The sequence below is a fragment of the Leclercia sp. LSNIH1 genome, from assembly GCF_002902985.1.
Classification (GTDB): domain Bacteria; phylum Pseudomonadota; class Gammaproteobacteria; order Enterobacterales; family Enterobacteriaceae; genus Enterobacter.
Genome location: NZ_CP026171.1, coordinates 199,501 through 223,909, shown reverse-complemented (window position 1 = coordinate 223,909; position 24,409 = coordinate 199,501). Strand labels below are relative to the sequence as shown.

Sequence of the window (24,409 nt, the reverse complement as noted above, 5' to 3'; positions counted from 1 at the left end):
CAGCACTGATGGTCGATTCTATCGCTTTGAACTTGCCACAAACAAGCTCGGGTCTGCCAGAACGGGATTGATAGCCCGGAGCTGTTCCTGGACGCGCACCTGAGCCTTACGGCTGGGCGATTTTTTGCTTCGTTCCCGTTTGCCTTCGCTTTCCCGCTCATCCTGTTTTACCTGAGCCAGTCTGAGTACAGTCCCGAGACGTTTGTTATCGACAATCTGCCCCTGGTCGACACAGGCCAGCTTATCAAATGCCTGGCACTTAAGGCTCCGGTGTCCATAGTGGAAGGCGAGGGTGCCATCGGGATAGTCCAGTATTTTAATTTTTTCACCGGCAAGACGGCTATTTTCTTCTGTTGGGTCCATGAGATAAAGGATCTTATCGTACTGGAATGTCAGTGATTTCGACACGGTACGAACATCATGCCAGGCAAAGATGTCTCTTAACTCACCGGGGCTTTCCTGCACCGGACGATGCAAATCTTTCGGGAACCTGGCCGGACGTGAGAATCGGCGGTTAAAGTCTGCAATGAAAGTGGCAAGCCAGGCATTTGCAGCCTCAATGCCGGTAATACCTTCCAGACGCATTTCTTTGATCAGTCGATCCTGAAGCGTCTGATTCGCACGTTCCACGCGGCCTTTAGCTTCAGAGCTGTTGGCACATATAAGCTCGATTGCCAGGTCATAGAGCACACGTCCGAACTGGGTAACGGTGGTATTGCGGTTCTCCGGACCACTGACGCGAAATATTGCGTGTTTGTCACTGTACAGCGATACCGGTTTCCCATGCTGCTCAATGTATTCCCGGGTTGCCAGCATGTAGTCAAAGGCTGTTTCTGACTCGCTGAACCGCAAATGCATCAGGCGGCCGGTGGCATCATCGATAAATACCAGAAGGCAGCATTTTGGCGCACGGCCTTCAAACCAGTCATGGTGGGAGCCGTCGATCTGGATAAGTTCACCCAGGCAATCACGCCGATGTCGAGGTTGATAAACCCGTGACTTGCGACGAGCATGCGGAACCCAGAGTCCGTCCGACGTCATCCAGTTGCGGACAGTCTCGATTGAAAGCCGGATATCATGACGCTCTCTGAGTTTTTCTGCGGCCAGTGTGGGTCCAAAGTCGCTGTAGTTTTCACGTATTAGCGTGAGTACGCGTAGTTTGAGAGATTCGGTCAACCGACGGTTGCTGGGTTGACCGCGTTTGCGGCTGACAAGTCCTTCAGCACCAGAAACCCGGTAACGATTGATAAGCCGTTGCGCCTGACGTTCTGAGATGCCAAGCTGTGACGCTGCATCGCGACGGCGTAGGCGCTTTTCACAAACAGCCTGTATCACTGGCAAGCGATGAATTTCTTTATCTGACATGGTCACCAACATCCGTTGAGTCCCTTAGAATTGCATTCAGTTTAGCTTACTCTAAGGTGACGTTTCTATCTGGATAAAAAGTGACATTACTAAATGGTTCTAACATTATAAGTGCGTATAACGTGGATTATGTTAACCCAAAAACGTTTAATTGTAATGGATAGTCGAGTTGGGTATACTTTCGGGAAGTACTTCAATTCATAATATACCCATGACTGAACTCGTTGAAAGTAAGCTGTGCCGAAAATGCAAGACTCTGAAGAGCTTGTTAGACTTCGGAATTGACCGTAAAAGTAAGGATGGCCATAAGACTCGCTGCCGCCAGTGCGTAGCTGGCGAAAACCGGTTGTATAAATTGAATAACCGCAATGTAGTCAATGCAGCCAAGAACCGGTATCGTCAACGCCATACCGCCGAAATGGCCGACTATATGCGTTTGTATCGTGCCAGGGTCCGTGGAAGCCAGCTGGCTGACCGCCACCGTCAGCACCTGGAGTTTCACAAAGAAGTGAATATTCAGCTTCAATTTAGGCTCGGAGCCATCATGGCCTCTCAGTTACTTCAGAATGACAAAACTATAGAGATTGAAAAGTTACTTTTAAAGTACCTTAAATCGCCTGAATCTGCTTCCGGAAGAAAGGCTCTTAATGAAGCTAGGGGAATCGCTTTCAGAGCGAAAATATCATATGAGGCGTTCAATACTCTTTTGAATACATTGAACAGATCACGAATTTAGATGCCCCGTTAGTATAAATCGTGTTTCTAAAGGCTTTCGTATGTTTAAAAAAGGAAAAAGCTTAATAGCTTTTAGTGATTAAAATTACTATGCAGGCGAAATAAATGAGCAGATTTTATGATTTCAATGCGTTAGAACTAATGGAAATGGCCCCCATATCTATCTTCAGTCGTAACAAAAATACTGAGATTTTCCTGGATGATCAATTATTAGAGCAGGAACGTCGCCATTGCCTGTCGGTTCATATTTTTTGCAGAAAGCTCGAAAGATTTGAAGAAGAATTTAACAGCAATAAAAGTTCCAGAAATCGCTTGGTTAAGTTCCTTGAATCACAAGAATGCGATTTTATCTATGATATAGCTAAAGAGTGGTCATCTTACAATTTACAAAAAGTTCCTCAAAGCACAACTTATACGTACTTGAAAACACTTGTCGAACACATCAACGAACTCAAAAGTAAGTTTGGCATTATGAGTTATGCCACTTATCACAACAATTACATTCATAACTTAATTACGACAATCAATGAAAACCTCGTAAATATTAATTATGATTTATCCCTTATTACATCAACAAAGCGAAATTGGAATCTTTATCGAACTGAATTCGGACTAATTCTAGCGAACGGGATTAGGAAAGTATTACTTATTGATAAATTAGAACATTTGAAAAACAAAGATCTTAAGCCGGGACTTATTTTCTTCATTACAACGCCAGTGTCACAAGATGTCTTGCAGGATTTATTTTCACGTCACCAGCCTTACATTATGATTTATAGGAATGAAAAAGGCATTATAAAAACAGTTGAACCACTTCATCTGCTTACCGATGCTCTTTATGAAATCATTTCACTGGCTTCAAATATTAAAAATAAAGACTCAATGTTCTTTGAACCTAAAAATAAGTTAACCTCTATTATTGAAGAATTGTTTGAGCTCCAGAACCTTTTTGAAGAATACATGCGCCAGAGTTTTATGCAGGTCAGATTAAGTGAAAGAAACACACAATATATATATAATAAAATCAGATCACTTAAACATCAAGCCAATCATCTTGAGTTTGGAAATACAGAAAAAATACGGACGCTCGCTTTTAAACTAGGTGTATTAGCTGATTCATTTAATAATTACGATGTTAAAAGCAAGACAATCGACCTTCTGCCTAATACTATTTTCACTGGCATTCAGAACATTACCAGCAACAGTAATTTGTATCGTGTGAAAAACGACATTCTGTTTTATGAAAATAACCTTACAGCATCATTATTAACCTGGTTGAAAGCAAGCCTTGAACTTAAAAAGTTTATGGTGGTCCAGGAAGATCAGATCGCAAACGGGCGAAGTGATATTTCTATTTTCTCTTCAGGTGTGAGAGTTTGCATTATCGAATCCAAGTTAATACAAGAACATTCCACCGAAGTGCCAATAAAATCTGTAATAACAAAAGGAATATTTCAACTTTATACAAAGTATTCAGACTCTGTTGCTCAGTCATTTATCGTTCTGCCTGACCTATATCTGGTGTTATTCTGCTTTGACCATAAATTTGTGAATATTCGTAAACACACTGAATCAGCGCTTGAAGACTACCAAAAAGAAAACAGAAATATTAAACTTGAAATGATGCACAGCACCCATCATCAAACCATACGCTTTAGCTTGCGAGAGTCTGGCGGAATATTTGCGGATAAAGTCGTTTATATTAACTTAACTATAGCAAATCTCAGGACAAAGGATAAAAATTGAGAGACACAATGGTAACAGTGAATAACACACCTATACATCTCTCTGACCTTAATGATGCCTTTTTAGCGGTAGACAGTGCAAAGCTGGAATGCGATGGGCATACTTTAATGCTCAGCCATGCCTTGATGGAGGCTAAGATCCCACATCTTCGCTTCCTTGGGAAAGTTACCGTTAAGGGATGTGATTTTGTGCTCTCCCCCCACTTATGGTTGCAAATCGACGGCTTCACGGTGGACTACCGCCTCCGGATGTGGATTAACCTTTTCTGTGGCCCAGATAAAGCCTCAGGGGCGCCCCATGGCATTTTCAGCAGCCTTCATTACCCGAAGCATCATTATGAACCACTGAGGCCAGCACCGTGTAATCTACTAGCCCCAAATCTGCTCGATTTAATTACCGATGGATTCGCCTCAAAAATCTGCATCCCGGAATCTACGTTGGCATGGTATTCGACAGGACAAATGAAATAATGTTATCCGGTAAATAGTAGATAACTCCGGTCGTTAGGAAAATTGGCTTTGATAGGGTTACTTCAGTTCTTTTAGCCACGACTTTCTTTCAAAGGATGAATGTGAAAATATTCCCGTTTGAGGTTCAAAACTCTATAGCCGTTTTGAACCATCTCAGATTGTAATTTTACCATCGAGCTCTTACTGGCGAAGGTTCCAATGGTGAATGCGGTAAATCTGCTTAACGGAACCATTCCGGATGTCGCATACGATCAGCTTTAATAACTTGCGTGTTCAATTCAATGACTTCCGTCGGTGTTAAAATTAAGGCATCTGGATTCGAAATTAATGGTCGTAGAACCACCTCCCCTTTTTTATCATCTTTAGAACCGTAGATATTAATTAGAAAATGCATGCGTTGATTTAATTCTGATTGACTTACCCATTGCCTAAAAGTCATCGTTTGCTTTACATAATTAATAATAAGAGGGGCCAATTCAGTTTCTTCCGTTTGTGACAAAGCCTTTTTATTTGACATTTTCTTAAGGATTTTACCTAGCTTTGCCACACACATATGAATGCTTAACGATGTGGAAATTTTAGTGGTGTTAAAATCCTCCTGTGAAATGGAAATCAATCCAACATACTGTTTATAACAATCGTAGACATAAATAAAGTGTGATGTAAATGGGGTTGAATGATTAAAAACCCCCAAATTCCAGCCATATTGCTCTACTGTTAAAGAACTAAAATCTTTGTCGTTAATGCTCATTTATACTCCTAAGCGTCATAATTTGATTGAACTAGATTGTACGAAAGCTGAGTTCTAACCTTTGTTTTTATTTCCAAACAAATATACCACATCCTATATCCATCTCTAATAACCTCAACAACACAATTTCTGAGTTTAATTATTTTCATGAAATCAATAATTATGGTTTGTTACCTAGTAGTTAAAGATGGTTGGACGACTTCATGAAATTTTAGAAGCCTTCTGTCCGAACTGAAAACCCTTGCGACTCAGAATAGATTCATGTTAAAACTCGATAATGTACTTTCACAAATTTTCGTATTTTCCTTATTCGAAAGGTTTTTATTGATCTGTGTGAATCAAGTGCTTTGTTCAAGGTACTTGTTACCTGATACTAAAATTATTTTAAACGGGATTCTAGCCTTACCATTGTTCTGTTTACCGGAGACATTATTCGTGACTGACAAGACATCTATTTTAGTTCTTACGCCAATCCTGGAGCTTGCAGAAGAAGCCCATAAGTCCTTAAAAGAGAACCTTAAGGAAATTGGAACAAGTGACACAACCGGAACATGCATGTTCGCATGTATATTGGTTTGTAAATTTGCACGACTCAGAGGCATGGTCGCAAGTATACGCGGCGGGAATGGTACAGATAATGGAGGTCTTTTCAATGAGTATGGAGGACATGGCCACTACTGGTGTGAGCTGAGTGCTGGAGGAATGACTTTTTATATCGATATTGCTGCCGAGCAGTTTGGATACCCTTCTTTCATTGTCAAAAATGCCAATGACGTGTCGGACTTTCCGCGATATATCCCCGGCAACCAAGCTACAGTAGATGAACACGTGAGGCTTGCGTACACTGAAGGGATTCAATAGCCCTGCATTTTGTACCAGTTAATGTCAGTGCAATTCTTACTGTCCCATACAGTTTATGATGCCGCTGAACTTCCGCGCAAAGTTCCTCAAATGGATGAGCGGGATTGAAAATAAAGAGATTTAAAAGCGGGTAATTGAGTTATAAAGGAATGTTATTTATGCATTCTTGAACCAAATACACCGCTTCAGAATGGATCGCCGTAATCTTACATTGTAGGACTTTTCTTCCAGCTACCAATTTGTTCATGAATCTGTCTTTCAATTCTTTCCACGTGAGCATATAGCTCAGTGTAACCAGGCAGATTTTTGCCAATATCACCTTCCCACTGACGCGTTAGCAGGCTGACTTTATCTTTAAGCGTGGATAGCTGATTGAGTTGCTTTTTGGCAATCACAATCTCTTCCGAGTATAAATTTTTCTTAGCCATAACAGTACCATACTTCATAAAATTTAACTTAGGTAACGACGGCTATCTTTTAACACAATTCATCAGTATTGCAACATCTAAGTACATTTTAATCATATGCAAATTATGGATTGGCCAGTATCCAGCACTGTCCCCGTGATGTATTCATGTTAGCATATCTCCCGCTGCGCTTACTTACCTTTGGAAAGTTACTTTTTTCCGAAGCACCTGCTAATAAGATACCGTCATAGTGTTATGCATAAAGTTATATTTATTGTTCAGTATGATTTATCTATTTCCATACTGAACTTTTAGCTTAATGTTGCTCACTTAGCTTCGGGCTCTGATGACGTAACGCTTTACACCTTCAGGCGGTTCGGGCCAATCTGAATTTTCTCGGGACTGATAATTACGGTTTCTGTATTTGATAAATGCCTCAGCCTGCTCGATATTATCCAGCCTATACTGAAGGAATTTAAATGCGTCATGAGGCATATTCCCTGTAAGATCTTCAGCAGTATATGAATCACCCGTCACATCATACCAGTGACAAAGTACCACTTTCTTACCGTCTGCATCATAGATCGCGTTAAAATAATCACTCTCAAATTCATAGACATTGACGGGTTGATAACCGTCTCCGGGCTCCTGCCTTGTGACTTCATTAAAATTTGGTAGGCCATCATCATCCAGCAAATCCGGCGTCAGATAAACTTTATCATTCCGACTGACCATTGCCATGTGACATGCCCATTGATCATTCAGCATTGTCGGGAATTCCTTTAAATCACCGGCATGCCAGTTAACAATCTCTTCTGGCCGTTTGACAACAAACCGCTCCAGTTTCTTTGCCTTTCCTTCAAGCAACACAAACCTCAGACCTGAGTTTTTCTCTGCCATCGACAGGACCCTTGCTCGCGCTTTATCCGGGCATTCATACCAACTGGTATACAACTCCAGCAACAGCTCCCGTGTGTCATCATCCCCTGCCCGGGCATACATCCATTGCTCCGTTGAGCATGTCCCTAATGCAATTAGCTGTAATGAGTTTCGTGACTTAATCAAGCCAACCGGGAGGAACATATCCGGGGTTGTTACGTATTCCGCGCCAGAGTTGGAGTTGCATGCAATATAAGCATCTCCCCACATCTCAAAAAGATCGCTATATTCCTCATGTCCCGACTTGCCCATGGCCCCTTTCAGTAATTCCGCACCTTTTTCGCACATTTCAAATAGCTTTTGTTTTTCGGCCCACGAACTGAATACCGGTTTCATGGAGTACCATTTCCTAGACTGCTCCTCATCTTCCCAAAGGGTAATTTCGGATGCCGAACGCTCCGGCATAGAGACCCAGGATCTGCTGGTTTCCCGAATGTTTCGTTTTCCGGTTGCATAGACAACACGATGGACCCACGCATGAGCTTCAAGTCTGTTATCACACTCATAGGGTTTAGGCGCGATAAACGCGACGTAATTCCCTGACGAGTTGACCCCGGCCCGAAGCAGTTGCGATCCGGACGCAGTTACCTGCTCCTGAATGACCGATGCCATTTCGCTTGCACCCTGAGTGAGCCTGTAAAGTTGATTCAGCAGGGCCTGGCGCCCTTTTTCGAAACGCATTCCATCATCAAGCGAAACGCCACGGTTACCGGTCTTCCATGAAGCAATGCACTGATGAATCAGTTCATGAATGTTCACCGGCAGGCGCAACCCCGAATCCTGCATTGCAGTCAGCAGATATTGCCGGTGCGGCAATTCTCTTTCACGTTCCTGCTCCAGGAATTTGATTGCGGCCTTAAAAAATCGAATGTAAAAAAGGTGGTTACTCCGGAATTTGCGCTGCTGGATAAAACGGTTCAGTTCCTCCGGGCCCACTGCATCCAGGCACAGATATGCAAGCTCTGCTTCTCCCCGGCGCCACGGCCTGTAGCCAGAAACGTTTACCTTACAGTTAAACATCTTATCTGTTCTGTAGCGCTTCACCGCCACATCAACTGCCAGACTATCTCCCTGACGATACACAACCGCAGCAGAGACATTATTCTCTGGTTCAGCGATGAAGGAGTACCCTGAATAGCTGCTGTCCTCTTTGACGGCACCAGGTGCTGTTCTGGGGGTCATAAGCTCACGCCAGTTGCAGAGCAGCCGCGAGCCCGGTTGCATATAGGAGTTTTTTTCACTAATAAATTCATCGAGCGTCTGCGAGTCTGGTGATGCCAGCAGCCCTGTGCCGTCTTCATCGTGCAGAAAATGGAAGTACCGCTCCTGGAAGCTCAGATTCAGGAAATTAGCCTTTTCATGCTTGGGATAGAACTGACCAAAGAGAGCCAGCCGCTGGTCAAGACCAAACAGCATGATAAGCAGACGTCGGTAATGCAGAGCCATCAGGTCATGGGATTTGAGACGATCGGTATAGGCCACATCTTCAAATTTGATGGTGGTACCGTCAAACCCACGAAAGTGGCCCTGCTGCTCATCTTCAGACGGAAATAACCGTGATGCTCCAAGATGGCTTTCCACCGGGGAATAGATTTGTTTGATGTTTTGCCCGTTGCGGACCATCAGAAACACGATGCTGTTCTTTTCATTGTATTCTGAATTCGCCCAGGTATCACCATAGTCAATAAATCTGCGGGTGGTTACCATGACGAGTACACATCGCTCAGTCGGAAAAATTTGCTCCACCAGCCCAGGGTTATCTTTTAGCGCCTTGTGGAATGCGGAAAGACTCCTGAAATCAAAGTGTTCGTCGATGTCACACCAGGCTGAAAGTTCCTCATCCACTACGAGCTTCTTCTGACACAGCGTCAGCGGAATGCTGCTGTCAGCTGGCTCGCCTTCAGCAATATCGACTACCGTCACGTTTTTGCCGACGAATAATTCCAGCGTGAGAACACCGGCCTGAATTTTGTTAGCCTGCTCAATGCCCTCCTGCGTTCCGGCCAACTTGGCAGCGGCCAGCTCCGCATAATACGGATGCATTTTCTCCAGCGCCCGGGTAATAGCACCGGTACGCGACGTAATAATGTTAGCTACGGCACCGGCAATCTTCCCTTCCCGTTCCGCGACTTTCGCCATCAGAGAAACCTGAGCTTCGGAAATTCCCTGAGAAAGGGCATTCTGCACCGTACCCAGCGCCATGGTAACTGCGGCATCTTCTGCATTTCTGACGACCGGAAGCATTCTGTCGTCTGACTCGCCCCCCCTTTTACTGGCCTCTTCGTCTTCGATCCTTTTCATAGCCAGTTCCCGGAGATCTGAGGGATTTTTCAGTGTTTCGGTGAGACGCATTTGCAGGTCAGCAACCTCGTCCTGAATGCCTTTGAGCTCTGACTGACGGATCGATTCATGGTCGGGCTGATATTCAAACAAGGCGAGAAAATCGGCCGTCAGAAACCGATGTTCATTCAGTTTCTTGTCTTTCGTTGATTTTGAGCCGTTCTCAGCAACGACTTCAACGTTTACCCATTCCCCGTAGTGCCGAGGGTGGGCACGAAGGATGACGGTATGCAGATTGTCATCCACGTACCGCAACGAGTTGATGAGGAGTGTATCCCCGGCCGCAATCGCCTCTGCCGGAATATCGACGAGGGCGGACCAGTATTGCCCCGCCAGCAGAGAATGAAAACGTTCAAGGCGATCAATGTTAGTTTTGCTGACCAGGCCACCCATTCACTATACCCTCCGAATTTGTTTGTTATAAGCATCATACCAGATTGGATTGTCAGCCAAATAACCTGAAGTACGGGAAGAGGTAAAATAATTAAAATTGAGCCTGTCCAATTTATCAGTTTTGAACATGTGGATTAAACCTTCGTTAATTAAATCATCGGGGAATGACTTCATATATTACATAGGAAGGAGTTGAATAGCCCATTAAGTCATATATTTTAGAGACAGAAGCTTAACGGGCGAAATATTTTTTTACAGTCAACCAACGTCAGATCATTTTTTGGACTGAACGATTTCCCAGTATCTCTCGTTAACACTGGTTTCACAGCGAGAAGGTATGTCAGACGGGGATCTTGATCGAGTAACAAATGCCTCGATTACATTTTTCCCTTCATCTGACACTTCGGCATCAGGTAATCTTCTAAGAGTCTCGTTTAGTATCTTAGTAGCCCCATCTCTCATCTTAACTGGATTAGTTTCTCCGAGAAGTTCACCACACATTTTTGAAACAGCTGTTGCGTGCCCAAAGACAGGTACTGGATCACTTTTTTTATTCTGTGTTTCGCTGGCATGAACAGAAAATACCAGTGAAAATATTCCTGCCAATACGATGCATTTAATTTTCATTTGTTTCTCCATGACTATCACCAAGTTAAAAACATAATTTTTATACCACAATATTTTCTCAACCATAAACAGCTATTTCTGGTTGTGGATCATAATTATTTCATCCCGGCGTTAAACTGACGCCGGGAACAGAATCCGGCCGGAATTTTCAAGGCATAGATAAATTGTTATCACGCCAATATTGATGCATGCCTGCAACCCATTGTTTCGAGATTGCCGACATCGTCTCTGCCAGGACACGCATACATTCAGGTGTGAATAACCGGACTGGCTCCCCCAAATCGTCACTCACAGTGATGATGTGCTCCAGGATGTTCCCGTGACATAAATTGTGACGAACCCTCACGATTTCCGCATAGGGCCTTTTCGGGGCACCTTCAGCAATCTTGGTCAGCAGATCCTGCTCCTCGGGAAACGCCAGCAGCGTCACCGGCATACCAGCCATGTGCGCCCTTCTCATTAGGGCATTACTGAGTGTGGCCATATCACTTAAATCCACCAGCGTTGCGGCTGGCTGCGAATGCGCCTGTGACTCCATCAGTTCAAGCGTCACCCTCAGTGAGGTTTCAATCCCGTTCAGGAAAGTTGTACAGGCAGCCAACCACAATTCAGCGTGAGTTGCCCGGGTAGCCTGGTCAAAAAAACAATCAATAACGGCTGTCGTGCTGTACGGCCAGTATGCTTCCAGGTCCCGTAACTGTGCCATGTGCTTCTCTAACGCCTCTGCAACCTCTACATCTACATCTACCGGATCGAAATCGTCGGTATCGATAGTCATAGGTAAATCCTGTTGTCAGTATCGTGAATGAAAATCCGCTGAACCATATCATACCCTTACATAAAATATGGCTTAGCGCCATTATATCTTTCCTAAATGCAGCGCCAGAGAGAACAGTTGCTAAACGCCAAATGAATCAGAACAACTGTTCCACGAACAGCCAGGTTGTGGGCCACAATTAGTTGACCACGGCATGGATAACAAGATGCAGTGTAAGACTGCGAGATCTTCATGGTCCAATCCAATTCTGACATGCTTTGAGTCACCCTCGTCAGATGATAAAATATGGAAAATTTATCTAATTCAAAAAGGGCTGCTTGTGGATAATTCATTTCGTGCAGAAATAAAGGTTCTTTCCGTTTTCGACTTTGATGGAACTCTTACCCGACATGACAGCTTTATCCCCTTTTTGCGCTTTGCCTTCGGTAACAGTGTCTTCACCCGCCGGTTGGTTAAACTCGCTCTTCCTACCCTGCGGTGTTTGAGTCGCAAACTAACTCGTGATGAACTCAAAGAAATTTTAATATCAACGTTTCTCACTGGTATCGAGGAAAAGTGGGTCAAGGAGAAAGCTGAAGCCTATTGCAACCTTTATTGGGGGCGTCTGATGAGAGCATCAGGCCTATTGGCCGTGGCAACGGAAGTTTCTAACAATGTTGAGGTGACACTCTGCTCAGCCTCACCGAGGCTTGTACTTGCTCCGTTTGCTGAACGACTGGGGATCAAGCTCATCGGTACAGAGCTGGAAAGCGTTAATGGTATCCTGACCGGGCGCATTACAGGGCACAATTGTCGTTGCATACAGAAAATTAACCGGCTGGAGTCTATTTACGGACCATTAGATCAGTATCATCTTCGAGCCTGGGGGGACACTCGGGGCGATTATGAATTGCTGGCAGCCGCCAAAGATGCCCACTGGCGGCACTTCCATCCTCGTTGGGACAGAAAAAAAGCTTTTATACACCGCTTAAAAAAGGAGTCGTTCAGGGTCTAAAATCGCACAACATGAACGTTTTAAATAATATACCGGGGCTAGCTTTCACAGTTGTCCATGACCAGTGTTTGGCCGTTGATACCTTTAAGACCCAGCTGGCTGGGTCTCTCGCCAGAGCCCTCTAATTAAGCTTTATCAGGAAGCAAGTTAAAGGATATTTAACCTTTTTGTTTCATCTATCCACGGTCTAAATTCTTCCAGTAAGTTATCGTATAATTTTTCATCGCTGATAGAGCCGAAGTCATCCATTGCAAAGAAATGGGTGTTATCAACGCGGCGGTCTGTAAAATCATCCAGGTTTTTCAGGATTCCGTAGCTAGATCCACCGAGGCCGACAAATTTCCAGAAGATCGGGAAGTTGGCTGAGCGCCGGATAGCATTCTTAATTGCTCCGGTCTTGCTTATCCCGCCATCGGTAATAAACACTATGTAAACCGGGATTTTTGAGTCTTTGAAGTAGTCGACAATTTCTTCCATTACCGGTGGTTCATTGTTAGTCCCACCAAGCCCCGGCAAATTTTCCCAGGCTGAACGCTTTCCGGATCCACGGATGGTCTGAATGTAATCGTCAAGGTTATCCAGAGTGACATTTGGATACTTCTTATGCTTCTCTCCAAAGCCCCAGACATCCATTTCGCCATCGTCATCGAACTGGGCGGCAAGGACGGCGATGCGATCCAGCACGGACTGAACGTTACCCTTACTGAACTGGCCACTCATTGAGCCGGACGCGTCAAGAACAAACGCAACTGCTGCCTCCAGGGTTTCCAGTTTATTTTTAGTGAGGCTGACTGAGGCCTTTTTAGCGAGACTTACAAGTCGCGGAGATTTTGTTTCGAGCTTCTTTTCCAGACTGATACGAGCAGGTTGTGCTGGCTGCGGAGCTGTCTGTGCAACATCAACACCATAACTCATCGCCAGGGGCTCAAGCCCACCGTTGAAACCGAGGCCAAGCGCCCGTAGCTTCCAACTGCCGTTATGGCGATACACCTCCGCCACGATAATAGCTTTCTCGCTGCGCCCTGCTGTTTCGGGATCAAACGATGCAATACCGGAGGCCTGCAAATTCAGATTCTGCAAGCCTGTAATAGTATCGCTTCCGTCTATCACGAGGGTTATGGCGATTTTCTGAACAGCCGAGGAAACGCGGTTAAGATCAATATGTACGCTTGATTGCTGCGTCCCTGCCGTCAGTTTTAAAGCCCCCTCCGGTGAACTCAGGTTATTGAAAAAGATGAAATCGTTATCACCGCTCACCTTACCTTGTGCGTTGAGCATGAAAACGCAGGTGTCGGGTTCGCCGTTAAAACCGGGACGTACCGGGTATCGCAAATTAAGAGTGACTGATGATGAAGATAGAAGGATATTTTGACCTGACTGTAATTGCATGACTCTGTTCCTTGTTTAGTAACCGTAGTCTCTGCCACCCTTTACCCGGGTTCTGGCCTGAAGTGCTGAAATACACTCATCGCGCTTTTGCTTGTTCGAAAAGTTGATGCGTCGGGATCCGAAATCACCATGGATATAGAAGTTGACACCTTTCTCGCGTGTGATATTCGATATTTTTCGAATCTCAATGCTGTCTTGCTCACCCATCCTGCTCAGAAACTTGAGACGAAGCCAGTCACCCAATCCCATATTGCCTAAATCTGCTGGAAGAATTATCGTTCTGTCATTGTCGTTAAAAATTATACCGAAATATTCTATGGCGATGCGTTCCGCCATTTTTTTCATTGGCCAGATCATTACAAGTGGATAGAGAACGAACATAACTCTTGCTATATAATGTGATATTTCTGGCGATACAAATTTGACGGGAAGCGCACTGAGTTGCAGAACGAGCACTGCTGAAACCACAATAACTGCGATAGAGGCACTTAACGTTTTAAAAATGACGCCAATATCATATACACGTTGAATGTTGGGGATAGCTGAATATTTTCTTTTTAGCTTTCGGTAGAAAAACATCCCGAATATCAGAAACGGCAGGAACACAAAAAAAGCCACAATAAAAAGTAGTATTACTGCTGAACCATCATCTTTTTTCTTTGCCATGTGCTAACACCTATAAAAAACCCCGGTGACAGCACCGGGGTTGAGTTTATTTTTATTATTAAATATTCACGCCGTGCTGGGTTGCCAGTGCAGATAACCCGCCAGCAAAGCCCTGGCCGACAGCTTTAAACTTCCATTCAGCGCCATGGCGGTACAGTTCGCCAAAGACCATTGCAGTTTCGGTTGAGGCGTCTTCAGACAGATCGAAACGAGCAATTTCCGCGCCGTTGTCGTTGTTGTAAACGCGCATGAAGCTGTTGCTCACCATGCCGAAGTTTTGTTTACGCGCTTCTGCATCATAGATGGTAACGGCAAACACCAGTTTTTTGATGTCTGCTGAGACTTTGGTCAGATCAATTTTGACCTGCTCATCGTCGCCGTCGCCTTCACCAGTACGGTTGTCGCCCTGGTGCTCTACTGCGCCATCAGGGCTGGTTTTATTATTGAAGAAAATGAAATGGGCATCTGACAGCACTTTACCGTCTTCACCTACTGCGAATACGGAAGCGTCAAGGTCAAAACCCTGACCATCGGTTACACGGGCATCCCAGCCCAGACCAACCATAGCGACATTCATGGTTGGTGCTTCTTTGGTCAGAGATACGTTGCCGCCTTTTACGAGAGAAACTGCCATTTTTAGCTCCTGCAAACAGTTGAATGAGGCTGAATTAACAGCCCCGGATATGAAAAGTTACTTTTCGATCAGGACGCGTTAATGCCGTACTGAGCACATACAGATGCCAGACCACCAGCATAACCCTGGCCTACTGCGCGGAATTTCCACTCACCATTGTGGCGATACAGCTCGCCAAACAGCATGGCGGTTTCAGTGGACGCATCTTCGGTCAGATCGTAGCGAGCGACTTCAGTCTGGTTATCGTCATTAACCAGACGAATAAACGCACCGGATACCTGACCAAAGCTCTGGCGACGAGCCTGAGCATCGTGGATGGTCACAACGAAGATGATCTTGTCAACTTCAGACGGGACGGCGTCCAGTTTAATTTTCAGCGATTCATCATCACCATCGCCCTCACCGGTGCGGTTATCGCCGGTGTGCGTTACGGAACCGTCGGATGACGTCAGGTTGTTATAGAAGATGAAATCTGAATCGCCGCGCACTTTGCCGTTTGAGGCCAGCAGGAATGCTGAAGCATCCAGGTCAAAGTCCTGACCGTCTGTTGAACGCGCATCCCAGCCAAGGCCCACCAGGACGTTTTTCATTGACGGAGCTGCTTTACTCAGGGAGACGTTCCCGCCTTTGGAAAGAGAAACACTCATAAAATAACCTCTTCGATTAGTAATTGTTCAGGTTAACACTTAAGGGGATTAACTCCCCTTTTCCTCAGATTCAGGTTTGCCCGGGAACATGACGCTTGCGAGAATGCCCAGCGCCAGTACACCCAGTACAACATACAGGCTGGTTGTAGCCGCAATGCTGTAACCATGATGCCAGATGTGATCGGTCGCATTCAGGCCGAGTTTTGCCGCGATGAAGAACAGCAGCACGATAACGGCCTTCTCCAGATGAACCAGGTACTGTTTCAGTGCCTCAAGGACAAAATACAGAGTACGCAGGCCCAGGATAGCAAACATCATGGCACTATAGACGATAAGCGGTTCACGACTGACGGCAATGATTGCCGGTACCGAGTCAAACGCGAACATTACGTCCGAGAGTTCAACCACAGCCACACACAGGAACAGCGGGGTCGCATATAGCGCCGCTTTTTTACCACGGCCAATGGTGACATCGCTGTTTTCTGGTTTCGCCAGTTCGGCATCCACTTCCTTCTGGTTAAGCAGGAAGGCATGCCCTCTGAGCTTCGGCCAGATAGGGAAGAAGCGTTTAACCATGCGGTAAGCCAGATGCTGGGAGTAATCCTCAATTTCATCATCGTCATCACCGCTTTTAAGCATCATGACCGCCGTCCAGGCAACGATAATAGCGAAGACAACTTCAACGTACGGCCCCAGACTCAGCAGGCTCGTACCGATGGCGACAAAGATGCCCCTGAAGACAATGGCACCAATGATCCCCCAGTAGAGAACACGGTGGCGATAACGATCCGGAACGGCGAACCAGGAGAAGATGGCCATCATGACGAACAGGTTGTCGACCGACAGCACTTTCTCCAGCGCATAACCCGTGACAAACAGACTGGCAACCTCAGCACCGTGGTGGATATAGAGGAAACCGGCAAATGCCATCGCAACCACAACCCAGAATACGGACCAGAGCGCCGCACTCTTAAGCGAGATTGGCTTGTCATCACGGTGCATAAACAGGTCAATAAAGATGGCACCGACTGAAAGCGCAATAAAAACAATGACCGTTTCAGTCGGGAAGCCGATGTGTGTGGAAACCATATTTTACCCTTAGGGATGTGGATCAGAGGCCAAATTCAGCCGGGTCGAAGCCCAACGCGATAGCGATCTCGCGGGAGGCCAGTTTCTCGTCCTGATCGAAGTTACCGTCACTTTTTGCAACGGCAATACCAACACGTAAGGCCAGCTGAGCGGCCTCAGGCTGATCTTTCAACGCCAGGATGTATTTCATGGTTTCGCCCTTGCCGATTTCAACATCGAAATCGAAGCTTGAAACCAGTTTATTGAAGAACTCGATCACCTCATTGGTATCGAATACCTTCAGCTCTTCTGAAGAGCGAAGAAAGCCCATCATTTTCTGCTTTTCTTCCGAACTCACGCCGTCACTCGATACGGCAATACGGGCACATACAGCAACGGTGCCGTGCATAAATTTTTTGTTTTTGAAACGACCAACCTGGCGGGTCAGTTCGTCCCGGCCAGAGTTAATGGCACCTTTTACCTTGTCGAAAAAGCTCATACCTGTTTCCTTTGTTGCTGTGTTATTTAGAACCGGCGCTCCAGCGAAATCCCCAGCCAAATGCCCGGTCCATTTCGTCCTGGCCTTTGAAGTACTGGTTGATACGCTCGACTTTAATCGCGCCGTTTTCATTTACGAGTCTGGCAATGGCGCACAATGTGCGACGGTTTTCACCTTCGGTGAGGCGGGTCTCAATGGGAGGCTGATCCGGCACATGAATGGTGACCACACCATCAGTCTTGTCCCAGCTGGGAATACCTTCATAAATAAAGGCGTAAATCAGCACTTCACGGATATGCTTCCATTCCCGGCCATTGATATGCAGCCACTCGCCGTCTGATACATCACCCGTCCGGTCATCTCCCTTGAGCTGAACATACGGTTCATCGCGATAATCACCGAATGCATTACCGAGCGCCTGAATGACCGATTTATACCCGTCCTGAAGCTCAACAAAGGCCCCCAGATCCAGGTCGATTCCTTTGGAGCCGAACATGCCTGCAAAGCCGGATTTGCCGCTGCCCCGGTGCCAGTTCAGGTTGATCCGGATTTCACCGAAGTTATCCCGTTTGGTCAGGCTGATTGCAGGCTTCTCTTTTGTCAGCGATACCTTGCTCAGGCTGATTTTTGTCTCAACTGGCGGAGGGGTTACAACCGGAGGAGTCGGGGCTGCGGGAGCAGGTTCGTCGGCAATATTTACGCCGAAATGCTCTGCCAGCGGTTTAAGTCCACCGTTGAACCCCTGCGCAACAAAGCGGAATTTCCAGTCATTATTACGACGGTAAAATTCACCCAGAATTAAGGCTGCTTCCTGACGGCCGCTCAGTTCGACACTGCCGCTAACCAGGCCGGTAGCCCCTTGCTCCACGTCGATGGAAAGATTACGAAGACCGGACACCGTCTGCCCACCGTCACAGGTCACGGTGAACGCAATTTTTTGGACATCAGGTTTCAGCCGGTTGAGCGCGACAGTAAAGGTTGAGTACTGGCCTTCACTGACCAGGCTGACGGTACCATCATCGTTACGTGGCTGACCATAGAACACCATGTCCGCATCACCCTGCACCTTCCCGTCGGCATACAGGCGAAACGCCGAAGCATCCACCTGGCCGCCCGAGGTGATCCGGACCCGCAACTCCTGGGCTGGAACGGGGGCATTGCCCCCCGGCGTCAGGTTCATTAGCGGATAACCGCTGAAACGATATCGGAGTGCATATCGTCAATTGTGCGGCCGCGACAGGCATGGCCAAGGGCGGTAAAGTCCCAGTTGCCGTTATTACGGTGCAGCGAAGAAATAACGATCCCGGTATGTGAGCCCTGCTCAGTCAGCTTGTAGCGAGCCAGCTCTTTGCCGGTTTGATCGACAACGCGGCAGAACGCGTTTTCGACGTCATTGAACGACTGACCACGGAAGCTGTTTACCGTAAACGCCAGGTATTCAACGTTTGCAGGCAGTCGGGAGAGGTTGACCTTAATCACTTCATCGTCACCGTCACCCTCACCGGTCAGGTTATCGCCACTGTGCACAACAGCGCCGCAGGTGGATTCCAGTTTGCGGAACCAGATGGTGTCAATTGTTTTACCGGTGCTGTCCATTAATACGCAGCCAGCATCGAGATCGATTGAGTCGTTGCCTCCAAACAATCCTCCAAGAAGACCTTTTTTCTTAACCGGATCCCAACCGAGACCGAAATGAAGCTGGCTTAATGCAGATGATTCTTTGCTGAGTGATACCGTCTGGTTCTTAACTAATGAAACCATGTTCTATTCCTTAAAATAGTAATGACCGAGACAATCAAAGGGTTGTTTATTAACTGACGAAGAAAATCATATCATGATGAAGTTCTCTGACAAGGGAAATTTTGGTAGTTTTCTGTAAAAACATAAAAAAGAAAACCTTTTCAGGGTGTTAATTTTCTATGTTTAATTTAAATATCAATACTTTATCTGGAATCCAAAAAATACTGACTCACTTCATAACCACAGAAGTTATTAATCATATTATGATTGACATGTAGCTTAGACACTCATAGACTCACTTCTCAATCATAAATTTGCATGACGTTCCGGATAATTAAAAAAAATGAACAAGAAAATTTGGTTTATGGAAGGTTTATCCTCCCAGCGAGATATTATTCAGGGGGTAAAATCATTTGCACAAAAAAATAATTTTGCCATTACCGTTTTTGCCTCCCACCGTAACGAAAGAAATGAAATCCTTTCCGTTGCCGATTATTCTTTGACTGAACCTGAAGATCCTCAAAAACGTCTCCAGTTTATTCAGGAAACCATTCAGACCTACGGCATCCACCATATTCATACTGGCCGTAACAGCCAGTGGTTTGAAGAACACCGTTCAGCCATTGAATCGACCGGTGCCACCCTTACTACCGGTGCAACGAGCGTCGACTGGTTAACTCTGGCTGACGAAAAAGTTACTTTTGCTCAGTTTATGGAGCAAAAGGGACTCCCGGTTGTACCATCCTGGAGGGTGAATACGCTGGCAGAATTAAAGACACACCTCGCGTCCCCGCCGTTCACTGACAGCCCGGTATGCGTGAAGCCGGTGACGGGTATCTATGGCATGGGATTCTGGCGCTTTGATGACAGTGCTTCGCCTATGGCCGTCTTTAATCATCCCGAACATCGTCTGGTCAGTCCGCAACAGTATATTGCAGCAGCATCAGCTGCTGAGTCGTTTAAACCCCTTGTTTTGATGCCGTACCTGCCAGGCCCGGAATTTTCCGTCGATATCCTCGCGGATAAGGGCGAAATACTCGCAGCCGTGGGACGCCGTAAGGAAGGGGCTATCCAGTATCTGGTAAACGAAGGTAGCGCCTGGGAACTGGCGTGTGACTGCGCCCGGGTTATGAAGGCCGACGGGCTGGTGAATGTTCAGACGCGAAACGATGTGAATGGCAACCCGGTGCTGCTTGAAACCAACATGCGTCCGTCAGGGGGGGTGGGTTATACCCTTCACAGCGGGGTGAACCTTCCTGGGTTATTTGCTGCCTTTAAGCTCGGTCTGATGTCTGAAGATATGGTGCGCCAGAGCGCTAAAAACACCTTTTCTCCGGTTGCGGTGAGAGCCATTACGGATGTAATTGCATACCCGGAATCACTCTCTAACCTTTTGAATTAAGGCGTGTTTATGTCTGATAACCTCGAAGATATGATTTATCGCCGTACCCTCTCATGCGGTACGATTCAGGTAATCCGCGATCAGGGTGAAGTTTCGCTCGATGACCTGTTTGATATCGCTGAAAGACGTAACCCGAAACGCGCCTTTCTGTTTGTCAGCAAAGTACTCGGCAGGCACATTCCCGTGCCACCCTCAGTCATGCGGCAGGCCTACAGACAGCTTGCCAGCCAGTTCCCCTCAACGCTGACAGGGCCCGTACTGTTTATCGGTATGGCTGAAACCGCCGTTGGGCTTGGGGCCGGTGTGTTTGATGAAGTGCGCCACCAGCATCGTGAATCTGTATATCTGACCTCTACCCGTCACCCGGTTGATGGCACGTTGCTTTGCGAGTTCAAGGAAGAACACAGCCACGCCACTGATCATCTGATCTATCTGCCAGATGATGAAGAGAAAAGACGTCGTGTTACCAACGCGCGAACGCTGGTTTTGATTGATGACGAGGCAACCACCGGTAATACCTTTATTAACCTGCTTTCTGCCCTGCGTAATACCGGCAAGCTTCAACATATTGAACAGGTTATCGCCGTTACGCTTACCGACTGGAGTGGCAAAGCCTTGTCCGAGCGCAGCACCTTACCCGTCACTTCTGTTTCTCTTGTAAGCGGTCAGTGGGGATGGACCACATTACCAGATGCACCGGTCCCGGACATGCCGAAAGTCAACGTAACTTCACGCGGAGAATGGGACATCCAGGGGAAACAGTCATGGGGTCGACTGGGGATGCTCGCACCTGCGGCCGATCTCGGCCATGAGGTTTCCGTCCGCAAAGGGGAGCGTGTTCTGGTTCTCGGGACAGGGGAATTCGTCTGGGAGCCGTTCCTGCTTGCAGAACGGCTCGAAGCTGCCGGGGCAAAGGCATTTTACGGTTCGACCACCCGCTCCCCTATCGCCGTTGGTTATGCCATTGAGTCCGCCATTTCCTTTACGGATAACTACGGGCTGGGCATCCCCAATTTTGTCTATAACGTCGCCCACCAGCAGTTTGACCGCATTCTTGTGTGTACTGAGACACCCGCAGAAAGTATTGACGCGCAGCTTCTTAAGGCGCTGGCTGAGGTTGCGCCCGTCGTGGAGATTGTTACCTATGAATAAACCCGTTGTTCTGAGCGACCTTGACGACACGCTCTTTCAGACCCGTCGTAAAATGGTGGACGAGCTGGCCCTGGAGCCATTCCGTACCGGTGCCGTTGATCGTACCCTGAATCCACGAAGCTTTATGACGGAAGAACAGTCCATGTTAGTGGACTGGCTTCTGGAGCAGGCTGAACTCATTCCCGTTACCGCACGGGGAACTGAAGAAATCAGCCGCGTACGGATCCCTTTCCACTCCTGGGCAATCACCACGCACGGGGCCGTCATTCTCACGCCTGAAGGCAACCCCGACGAGGAGTGGAAGGCCCATATGCTCGGCCAGCTGGCTCCCTATCAGGAAAAGCTGACATCGATGCAGCGACTGATAACTGAAATGATGGACGCAAAAGGGATTAATGCCTGGGCAAGACTGAACTTCGAATACGGTGAAACGGCGGTTTATATGGTGATGAAACACCGCGACAGCACCCGCCTTGACGAGCTCAATGCCATTGCAGATGAGATAGAAACGGTGTTTCCGACCGAGGGCTTCTACATCCACCGCAACAGTAATAACGTGGCCTGGCTACCCACCCCGGTTGAGAAAGGGCTGGCCGTCAGCTGGCTGCTTGAAAAACTTCGAGCTGAACGCGGCGTTTTCCCCGTAATTGGTCTGGGCGACAGCCTGAGCGATCATCGTTTTATGAAACTGTGCAGCTGGTTTGGCATCCCGCGTCAGAGTCAGTTTGCAGATGCCATTTCACAGCGAATTTTTGGAGAAAATTAAAATGCAGCCACATGAAACATTTACCGGCTCATACCAGCCCGGTGACGTGGAATTTCTGCTAAAGCCGGTTGTCATTGAGATGACGCCGGTTGATCAAAAAGAAGAGCTGATTCAGTCCGGGAAGAAACATTATTCAGACATGCTCAGCCAGGAGCCAGCACCAACACAATGGCATCTTGATTTGTTTCACCGGGCGCTGGATCGGGGCGCAGAGAGGCTTGCAAAAGAAGTCACACAGCTCGCTATTTCTCTGGCCGAACGCTTCGGTGATGAGCCCATTGTACTGGCCAGTCTTGTCAGAGCTGGCGTACCGCTCGGCGTTATGCTGCACCAGGCCCTGCGTGACATGGGGAAAACCTCATGGCATTACGGCATCAGCATCATCCGGGATCGTGGAATTGACGGTGCAGCACTCGACGTCATTGAAGAGCGGCATGGTACCAGCGGTATTGTCTTTGTTGACGGATGGACAGGTAAAGGCGCAATTACCGGAGAGCTTGTACGCGCACTGAAAGATCGCCCGGGCTATCCTGAGCAGCCGCGACTGGTTGTCCTGGCCGATCCCTGTGGCTGTTCCTGGCTTGCAGCAAGTGATGATGACTGGCTCATTCCTTTTGGCATCATGGGTGCGCCGGTATCAGGTCTGATCTCCCGGTCAGTATGGTCCTCTGAAGGATTACATGGGTGCATGGTTTGCGAGCATCTCAGTGAATTCGAATGCAGCCGGATGTTTGTCGATACCGTCGCTCATTTCCGTAAGAAGTTAACACCGACATCCCTCGCTCCCCTGAGCTGGAATACGGAGTCAGCCCGGATCTTATGGCAGACAAGTTGCGACGTTATCGCGTTCCTGGCCGATGAATTTAAAGTGGACAGCGTCAATCGTATTAAACCCGGTATTGCTGAAGCAACCCGGGCTGTATTGCGTCGGGTACCGGACCATATATTTGTGCGTTCTATTGACGACCCGGACGTTGCCTTGCTTGTAGGGCTTGCTCGTGAAAAGGGAATAGTTGTTACAGAAATGGGGGGAACCCTCGGCCAGTATCGGGCTGTAACCATTATCAAGAAGGTACTCTGATGAAAAATCGTCTTTCTCCCTGGAATCTGGGAGCCACGCTATACATGCCTGCAACACGGGAAGATATTGCTGATGCCGTCCTGCATGGGAAAATCCCGGGTTTGCGCTCTCTGGTAATTTGCCTTGAGGATGCTGTCAGTGAAGCAGACATCCCCATCGCCCTCAAAAATCTGGAGCACCTGCTGCACGAGCTCAGTAACAGCATGCGTAGCCTGGGTAAAAATGACTGGCCTCTGGTGTTCATTCGCCCCCGGCATGCCGACATGGGCAGATGGTTAAAAGCGCATTATGATCTTTCCGCTGTCGACGGGTTTGTGTTGCCGAAATTTACCCTCAGTTCGTTAGCTGAATGGTGGGATATCATGGGCGGGACTCACCTGTGCATGATGCCAACGCTGGAAACAGAAGACGTCTTTGACGTGGTTCAGATGCGCGAGCTGGCCACCCGTCTGGTGGAACATCCCTGCCACGACCGCATTATTGCGCTTCGAATCGGCGGCAACGATCTTATGAACGTTGTGTCGCTTCGCCGTCCCCGGGACCTGACGCTGTATGACAGCCCGATGGGCTACGTCATCAAAATGCTCGTTTCGGTCTTCGGCCCGCGTGATTTTGCCCTGACCGCGCCCGTATGTGAGCATATTGACGATCATGCCGTAATGGCCAGAGAGCTGGCTCTTGATATGGCACATGGGCTTGTTGGGAAAACGGCCATTCACCCGGGTCAGATAGAGGTCATTCAAAACGCGCTGATGGTCACTCAGGGTGAGCATTCTGACGCTCTGCGGATCCTGAACTCTACCCAGGCCGTGTTTAAGTCGCAGGGAGCAATGTGTGAACCCGCCACACATCGCCGCTGGGCGGCTGGCATTCTGGACAGAGCTAGTTTTTATGGGTTACAGAACGAGCAAAGCGCTGATGGAATCAGATTACTTACCGTGACCCAGCATCATTAAGGA

At 47.3% G+C, this 24,409-nt stretch carries 24 protein-coding genes; 9 read left to right on the top strand and 15 right to left on the bottom strand.

Annotated elements, in window-relative coordinates; translation table 11 throughout:
* Positions 1 to 18 precede the first annotated feature (18 nt).
* Together C2U54_RS26375 and C2U54_RS27405 are read right to left on the bottom strand one after the other, a co-directional pair.
* Entirely contained in the window at positions 19 to 1,365 is a 1,347-nt protein-coding gene (locus C2U54_RS26375; protein ID WP_077258062.1) for an ISNCY family transposase, read from the bottom strand.
* A gap of 268 nt (positions 1,366 to 1,633) precedes the next feature.
* On the bottom strand, positions 1,634 to 1,891 hold the full coding sequence (locus C2U54_RS27405) for a hypothetical protein (RefSeq protein WP_103216141.1): 258 nt from the start codon (positions 1,889 to 1,891) through the stop codon (positions 1,634 to 1,636).
* Positions 1,892 to 2,205: 314 nt separating this feature from the next.
* Between C2U54_RS27405 and C2U54_RS26365 the strand changes: the two genes are divergently transcribed.
* Positions 2,206 to 3,846, top strand: a complete 1,641-nt coding sequence (locus tag C2U54_RS26365; protein WP_040113327.1) for a hypothetical protein — start codon at positions 2,206 to 2,208, stop codon at positions 3,844 to 3,846.
* An 8-nt stretch (positions 3,847 to 3,854) separates the two neighbouring features.
* Entirely contained in the window at positions 3,855 to 4,316 is a 462-nt protein-coding gene (locus C2U54_RS26360; protein ID WP_015062966.1) for a hypothetical protein, read from the top strand.
* Positions 4,317 to 4,536: 220 nt separating this feature from the next.
* Here the strand turns inward: C2U54_RS26360 and C2U54_RS26355 are convergent, their stop codons facing one another.
* The gene (locus C2U54_RS26355) at positions 4,537 to 5,067 is read right to left on the bottom strand and encodes a hypothetical protein (RefSeq protein WP_032610444.1); all 531 of its coding nucleotides are present in this window, start codon (positions 5,065 to 5,067) and stop codon (positions 4,537 to 4,539) included.
* A gap of 261 nt (positions 5,068 to 5,328) precedes the next feature.
* On the opposite strand from C2U54_RS26355, the gene C2U54_RS26350 reads away from it, so the two are divergent.
* The gene (locus C2U54_RS26350) at positions 5,329 to 5,928 is read left to right on the top strand and encodes a hypothetical protein (protein WP_015062969.1); all 600 of its coding nucleotides are present in this window, start codon (positions 5,329 to 5,331) and stop codon (positions 5,926 to 5,928) included.
* Between the two features lie 206 nt (positions 5,929 to 6,134).
* On the opposite strand, the gene C2U54_RS26345 is transcribed toward C2U54_RS26350, so the two are convergent.
* The 4 genes from C2U54_RS26345 to C2U54_RS26330 all read right to left on the bottom strand — a co-directional run bounded on the left by C2U54_RS26345 (position 6,135) and on the right by C2U54_RS26330 (position 11,412).
* A complete protein-coding gene (locus tag C2U54_RS26345) occupies positions 6,135 to 6,356 on the bottom strand; it encodes a hypothetical protein (protein ID WP_032610446.1) in 222 nt (73 codons plus the stop codon).
* Between the two features lie 309 nt (positions 6,357 to 6,665).
* The gene (locus tag C2U54_RS26340) at positions 6,666 to 10,007 is read right to left on the bottom strand and encodes a hypothetical protein (RefSeq protein ID WP_032610447.1); all 3,342 of its coding nucleotides are present in this window, start codon (positions 10,005 to 10,007) and stop codon (positions 6,666 to 6,668) included.
* A 273-nt stretch (positions 10,008 to 10,280) separates the two neighbouring features.
* On the bottom strand, positions 10,281 to 10,700 hold the full coding sequence (locus C2U54_RS26335; protein WP_015062971.1) for a hypothetical protein: 420 nt from the start codon (positions 10,698 to 10,700) through the stop codon (positions 10,281 to 10,283).
* Between the two features lie 82 nt (positions 10,701 to 10,782).
* Positions 10,783 to 11,412 carry a hypothetical protein gene (locus tag C2U54_RS26330; protein WP_032610449.1) on the bottom strand — a complete coding sequence of 210 codons (630 nt, stop codon included), beginning with the start codon at positions 11,410 to 11,412 and terminating at the stop codon, positions 10,783 to 10,785.
* A 313-nt stretch (positions 11,413 to 11,725) separates the two neighbouring features.
* Here C2U54_RS26330 and C2U54_RS26325 point away from each other — a divergent pair, with 313 nt between their 5' ends.
* Complete coding sequence (locus tag C2U54_RS26325; RefSeq protein WP_032610522.1) at positions 11,726 to 12,406, top strand: HAD family hydrolase; 681 nt, start codon at positions 11,726 to 11,728, stop codon at positions 12,404 to 12,406.
* A 147-nt stretch (positions 12,407 to 12,553) separates the two neighbouring features.
* Here C2U54_RS26325 and C2U54_RS26320 read toward each other — a convergent pair whose 3' ends face one another.
* The 8 genes from C2U54_RS26320 to C2U54_RS26285 form a co-directional block, all read right to left on the bottom strand.
* On the bottom strand, positions 12,554 to 13,795 hold the full coding sequence (locus C2U54_RS26320; protein ID WP_015062974.1) for a vWA domain-containing protein: 1,242 nt from the start codon (positions 13,793 to 13,795) through the stop codon (positions 12,554 to 12,556).
* 15 nt (positions 13,796 to 13,810) lie between these two features.
* Entirely contained in the window at positions 13,811 to 14,461 is a 651-nt protein-coding gene (locus tag C2U54_RS26315) for a hypothetical protein (protein WP_032610453.1), read from the bottom strand.
* Between the two features lie 58 nt (positions 14,462 to 14,519).
* A complete protein-coding gene (locus C2U54_RS26310; RefSeq protein WP_015062975.1) occupies positions 14,520 to 15,095 on the bottom strand; it encodes a TerD family protein in 576 nt (191 codons plus the stop codon).
* Between the two features lie 68 nt (positions 15,096 to 15,163).
* Positions 15,164 to 15,742: a tellurium resistance membrane protein TerD gene (gene terD / locus C2U54_RS26305; RefSeq protein WP_000116680.1), complete on the bottom strand. Its 579-nt coding sequence runs from the start codon at positions 15,740 to 15,742 to the stop codon at positions 15,164 to 15,166.
* A gap of 48 nt (positions 15,743 to 15,790) precedes the next feature.
* Positions 15,791 to 16,831 (bottom strand): tellurium resistance membrane protein TerC, encoded by a 1,041-nt coding sequence (gene terC, locus C2U54_RS26300; RefSeq protein WP_000255079.1) that lies wholly within the window; start codon positions 16,829 to 16,831, stop codon positions 15,791 to 15,793.
* A 22-nt stretch (positions 16,832 to 16,853) separates the two neighbouring features.
* Positions 16,854 to 17,309 carry a tellurite resistance TerB family protein gene (locus C2U54_RS26295; RefSeq protein WP_000007448.1) on the bottom strand — a complete coding sequence of 152 codons (456 nt, stop codon included), beginning with the start codon at positions 17,307 to 17,309 and terminating at the stop codon, positions 16,854 to 16,856.
* Positions 17,310 to 17,331: 22 nt separating this feature from the next.
* Entirely contained in the window at positions 17,332 to 18,489 is a 1,158-nt protein-coding gene (locus tag C2U54_RS26290; RefSeq protein ID WP_040113326.1) for a TerD family protein, read from the bottom strand.
* The gene (locus C2U54_RS26285; RefSeq protein WP_040113325.1) at positions 18,489 to 19,070 is read right to left on the bottom strand and encodes a TerD family protein; all 582 of its coding nucleotides are present in this window, start codon (positions 19,068 to 19,070) and stop codon (positions 18,489 to 18,491) included. The genes C2U54_RS26290 and C2U54_RS26285 overlap by 1 nt, the downstream gene beginning before the upstream one ends.
* A 322-nt stretch (positions 19,071 to 19,392) precedes the next feature.
* Here C2U54_RS26285 and C2U54_RS26280 point away from each other — a divergent pair, with 322 nt between their 5' ends.
* Genes C2U54_RS26280 through C2U54_RS26260 form a run of 5 tightly spaced genes read left to right on the top strand, consistent with a single transcriptional unit; the run spans position 19,393 to position 24,406 of the window.
* Positions 19,393 to 20,451, top strand: a complete 1,059-nt coding sequence (locus tag C2U54_RS26280) for an ATP-grasp domain-containing protein (protein ID WP_040113324.1) — start codon at positions 19,393 to 19,395, stop codon at positions 20,449 to 20,451.
* A gap of 9 nt (positions 20,452 to 20,460) precedes the next feature.
* The gene (locus C2U54_RS26275) at positions 20,461 to 21,603 is read left to right on the top strand and encodes a phosphoribosyltransferase domain-containing protein (protein WP_001282603.1); all 1,143 of its coding nucleotides are present in this window, start codon (positions 20,461 to 20,463) and stop codon (positions 21,601 to 21,603) included.
* The gene (locus tag C2U54_RS26270) at positions 21,596 to 22,369 is read left to right on the top strand and encodes a hypothetical protein (RefSeq protein WP_001040062.1); all 774 of its coding nucleotides are present in this window, start codon (positions 21,596 to 21,598) and stop codon (positions 22,367 to 22,369) included. The genes C2U54_RS26275 and C2U54_RS26270 overlap by 8 nt, the downstream gene beginning before the upstream one ends.
* 1 nt (position 22,370) lies before the next feature.
* Complete coding sequence (locus tag C2U54_RS26265; protein WP_040113323.1) at positions 22,371 to 23,450, top strand: cysteine protease StiP family protein; 1,080 nt, start codon at positions 22,371 to 22,373, stop codon at positions 23,448 to 23,450.
* On the top strand, positions 23,450 to 24,406 hold the full coding sequence (locus tag C2U54_RS26260; protein WP_040113322.1) for an HpcH/HpaI aldolase/citrate lyase family protein: 957 nt from the start codon (positions 23,450 to 23,452) through the stop codon (positions 24,404 to 24,406). The genes C2U54_RS26265 and C2U54_RS26260 overlap by 1 nt, the downstream gene beginning before the upstream one ends.
* The last annotated feature ends 3 nt before the right edge of the window (positions 24,407 to 24,409 follow it).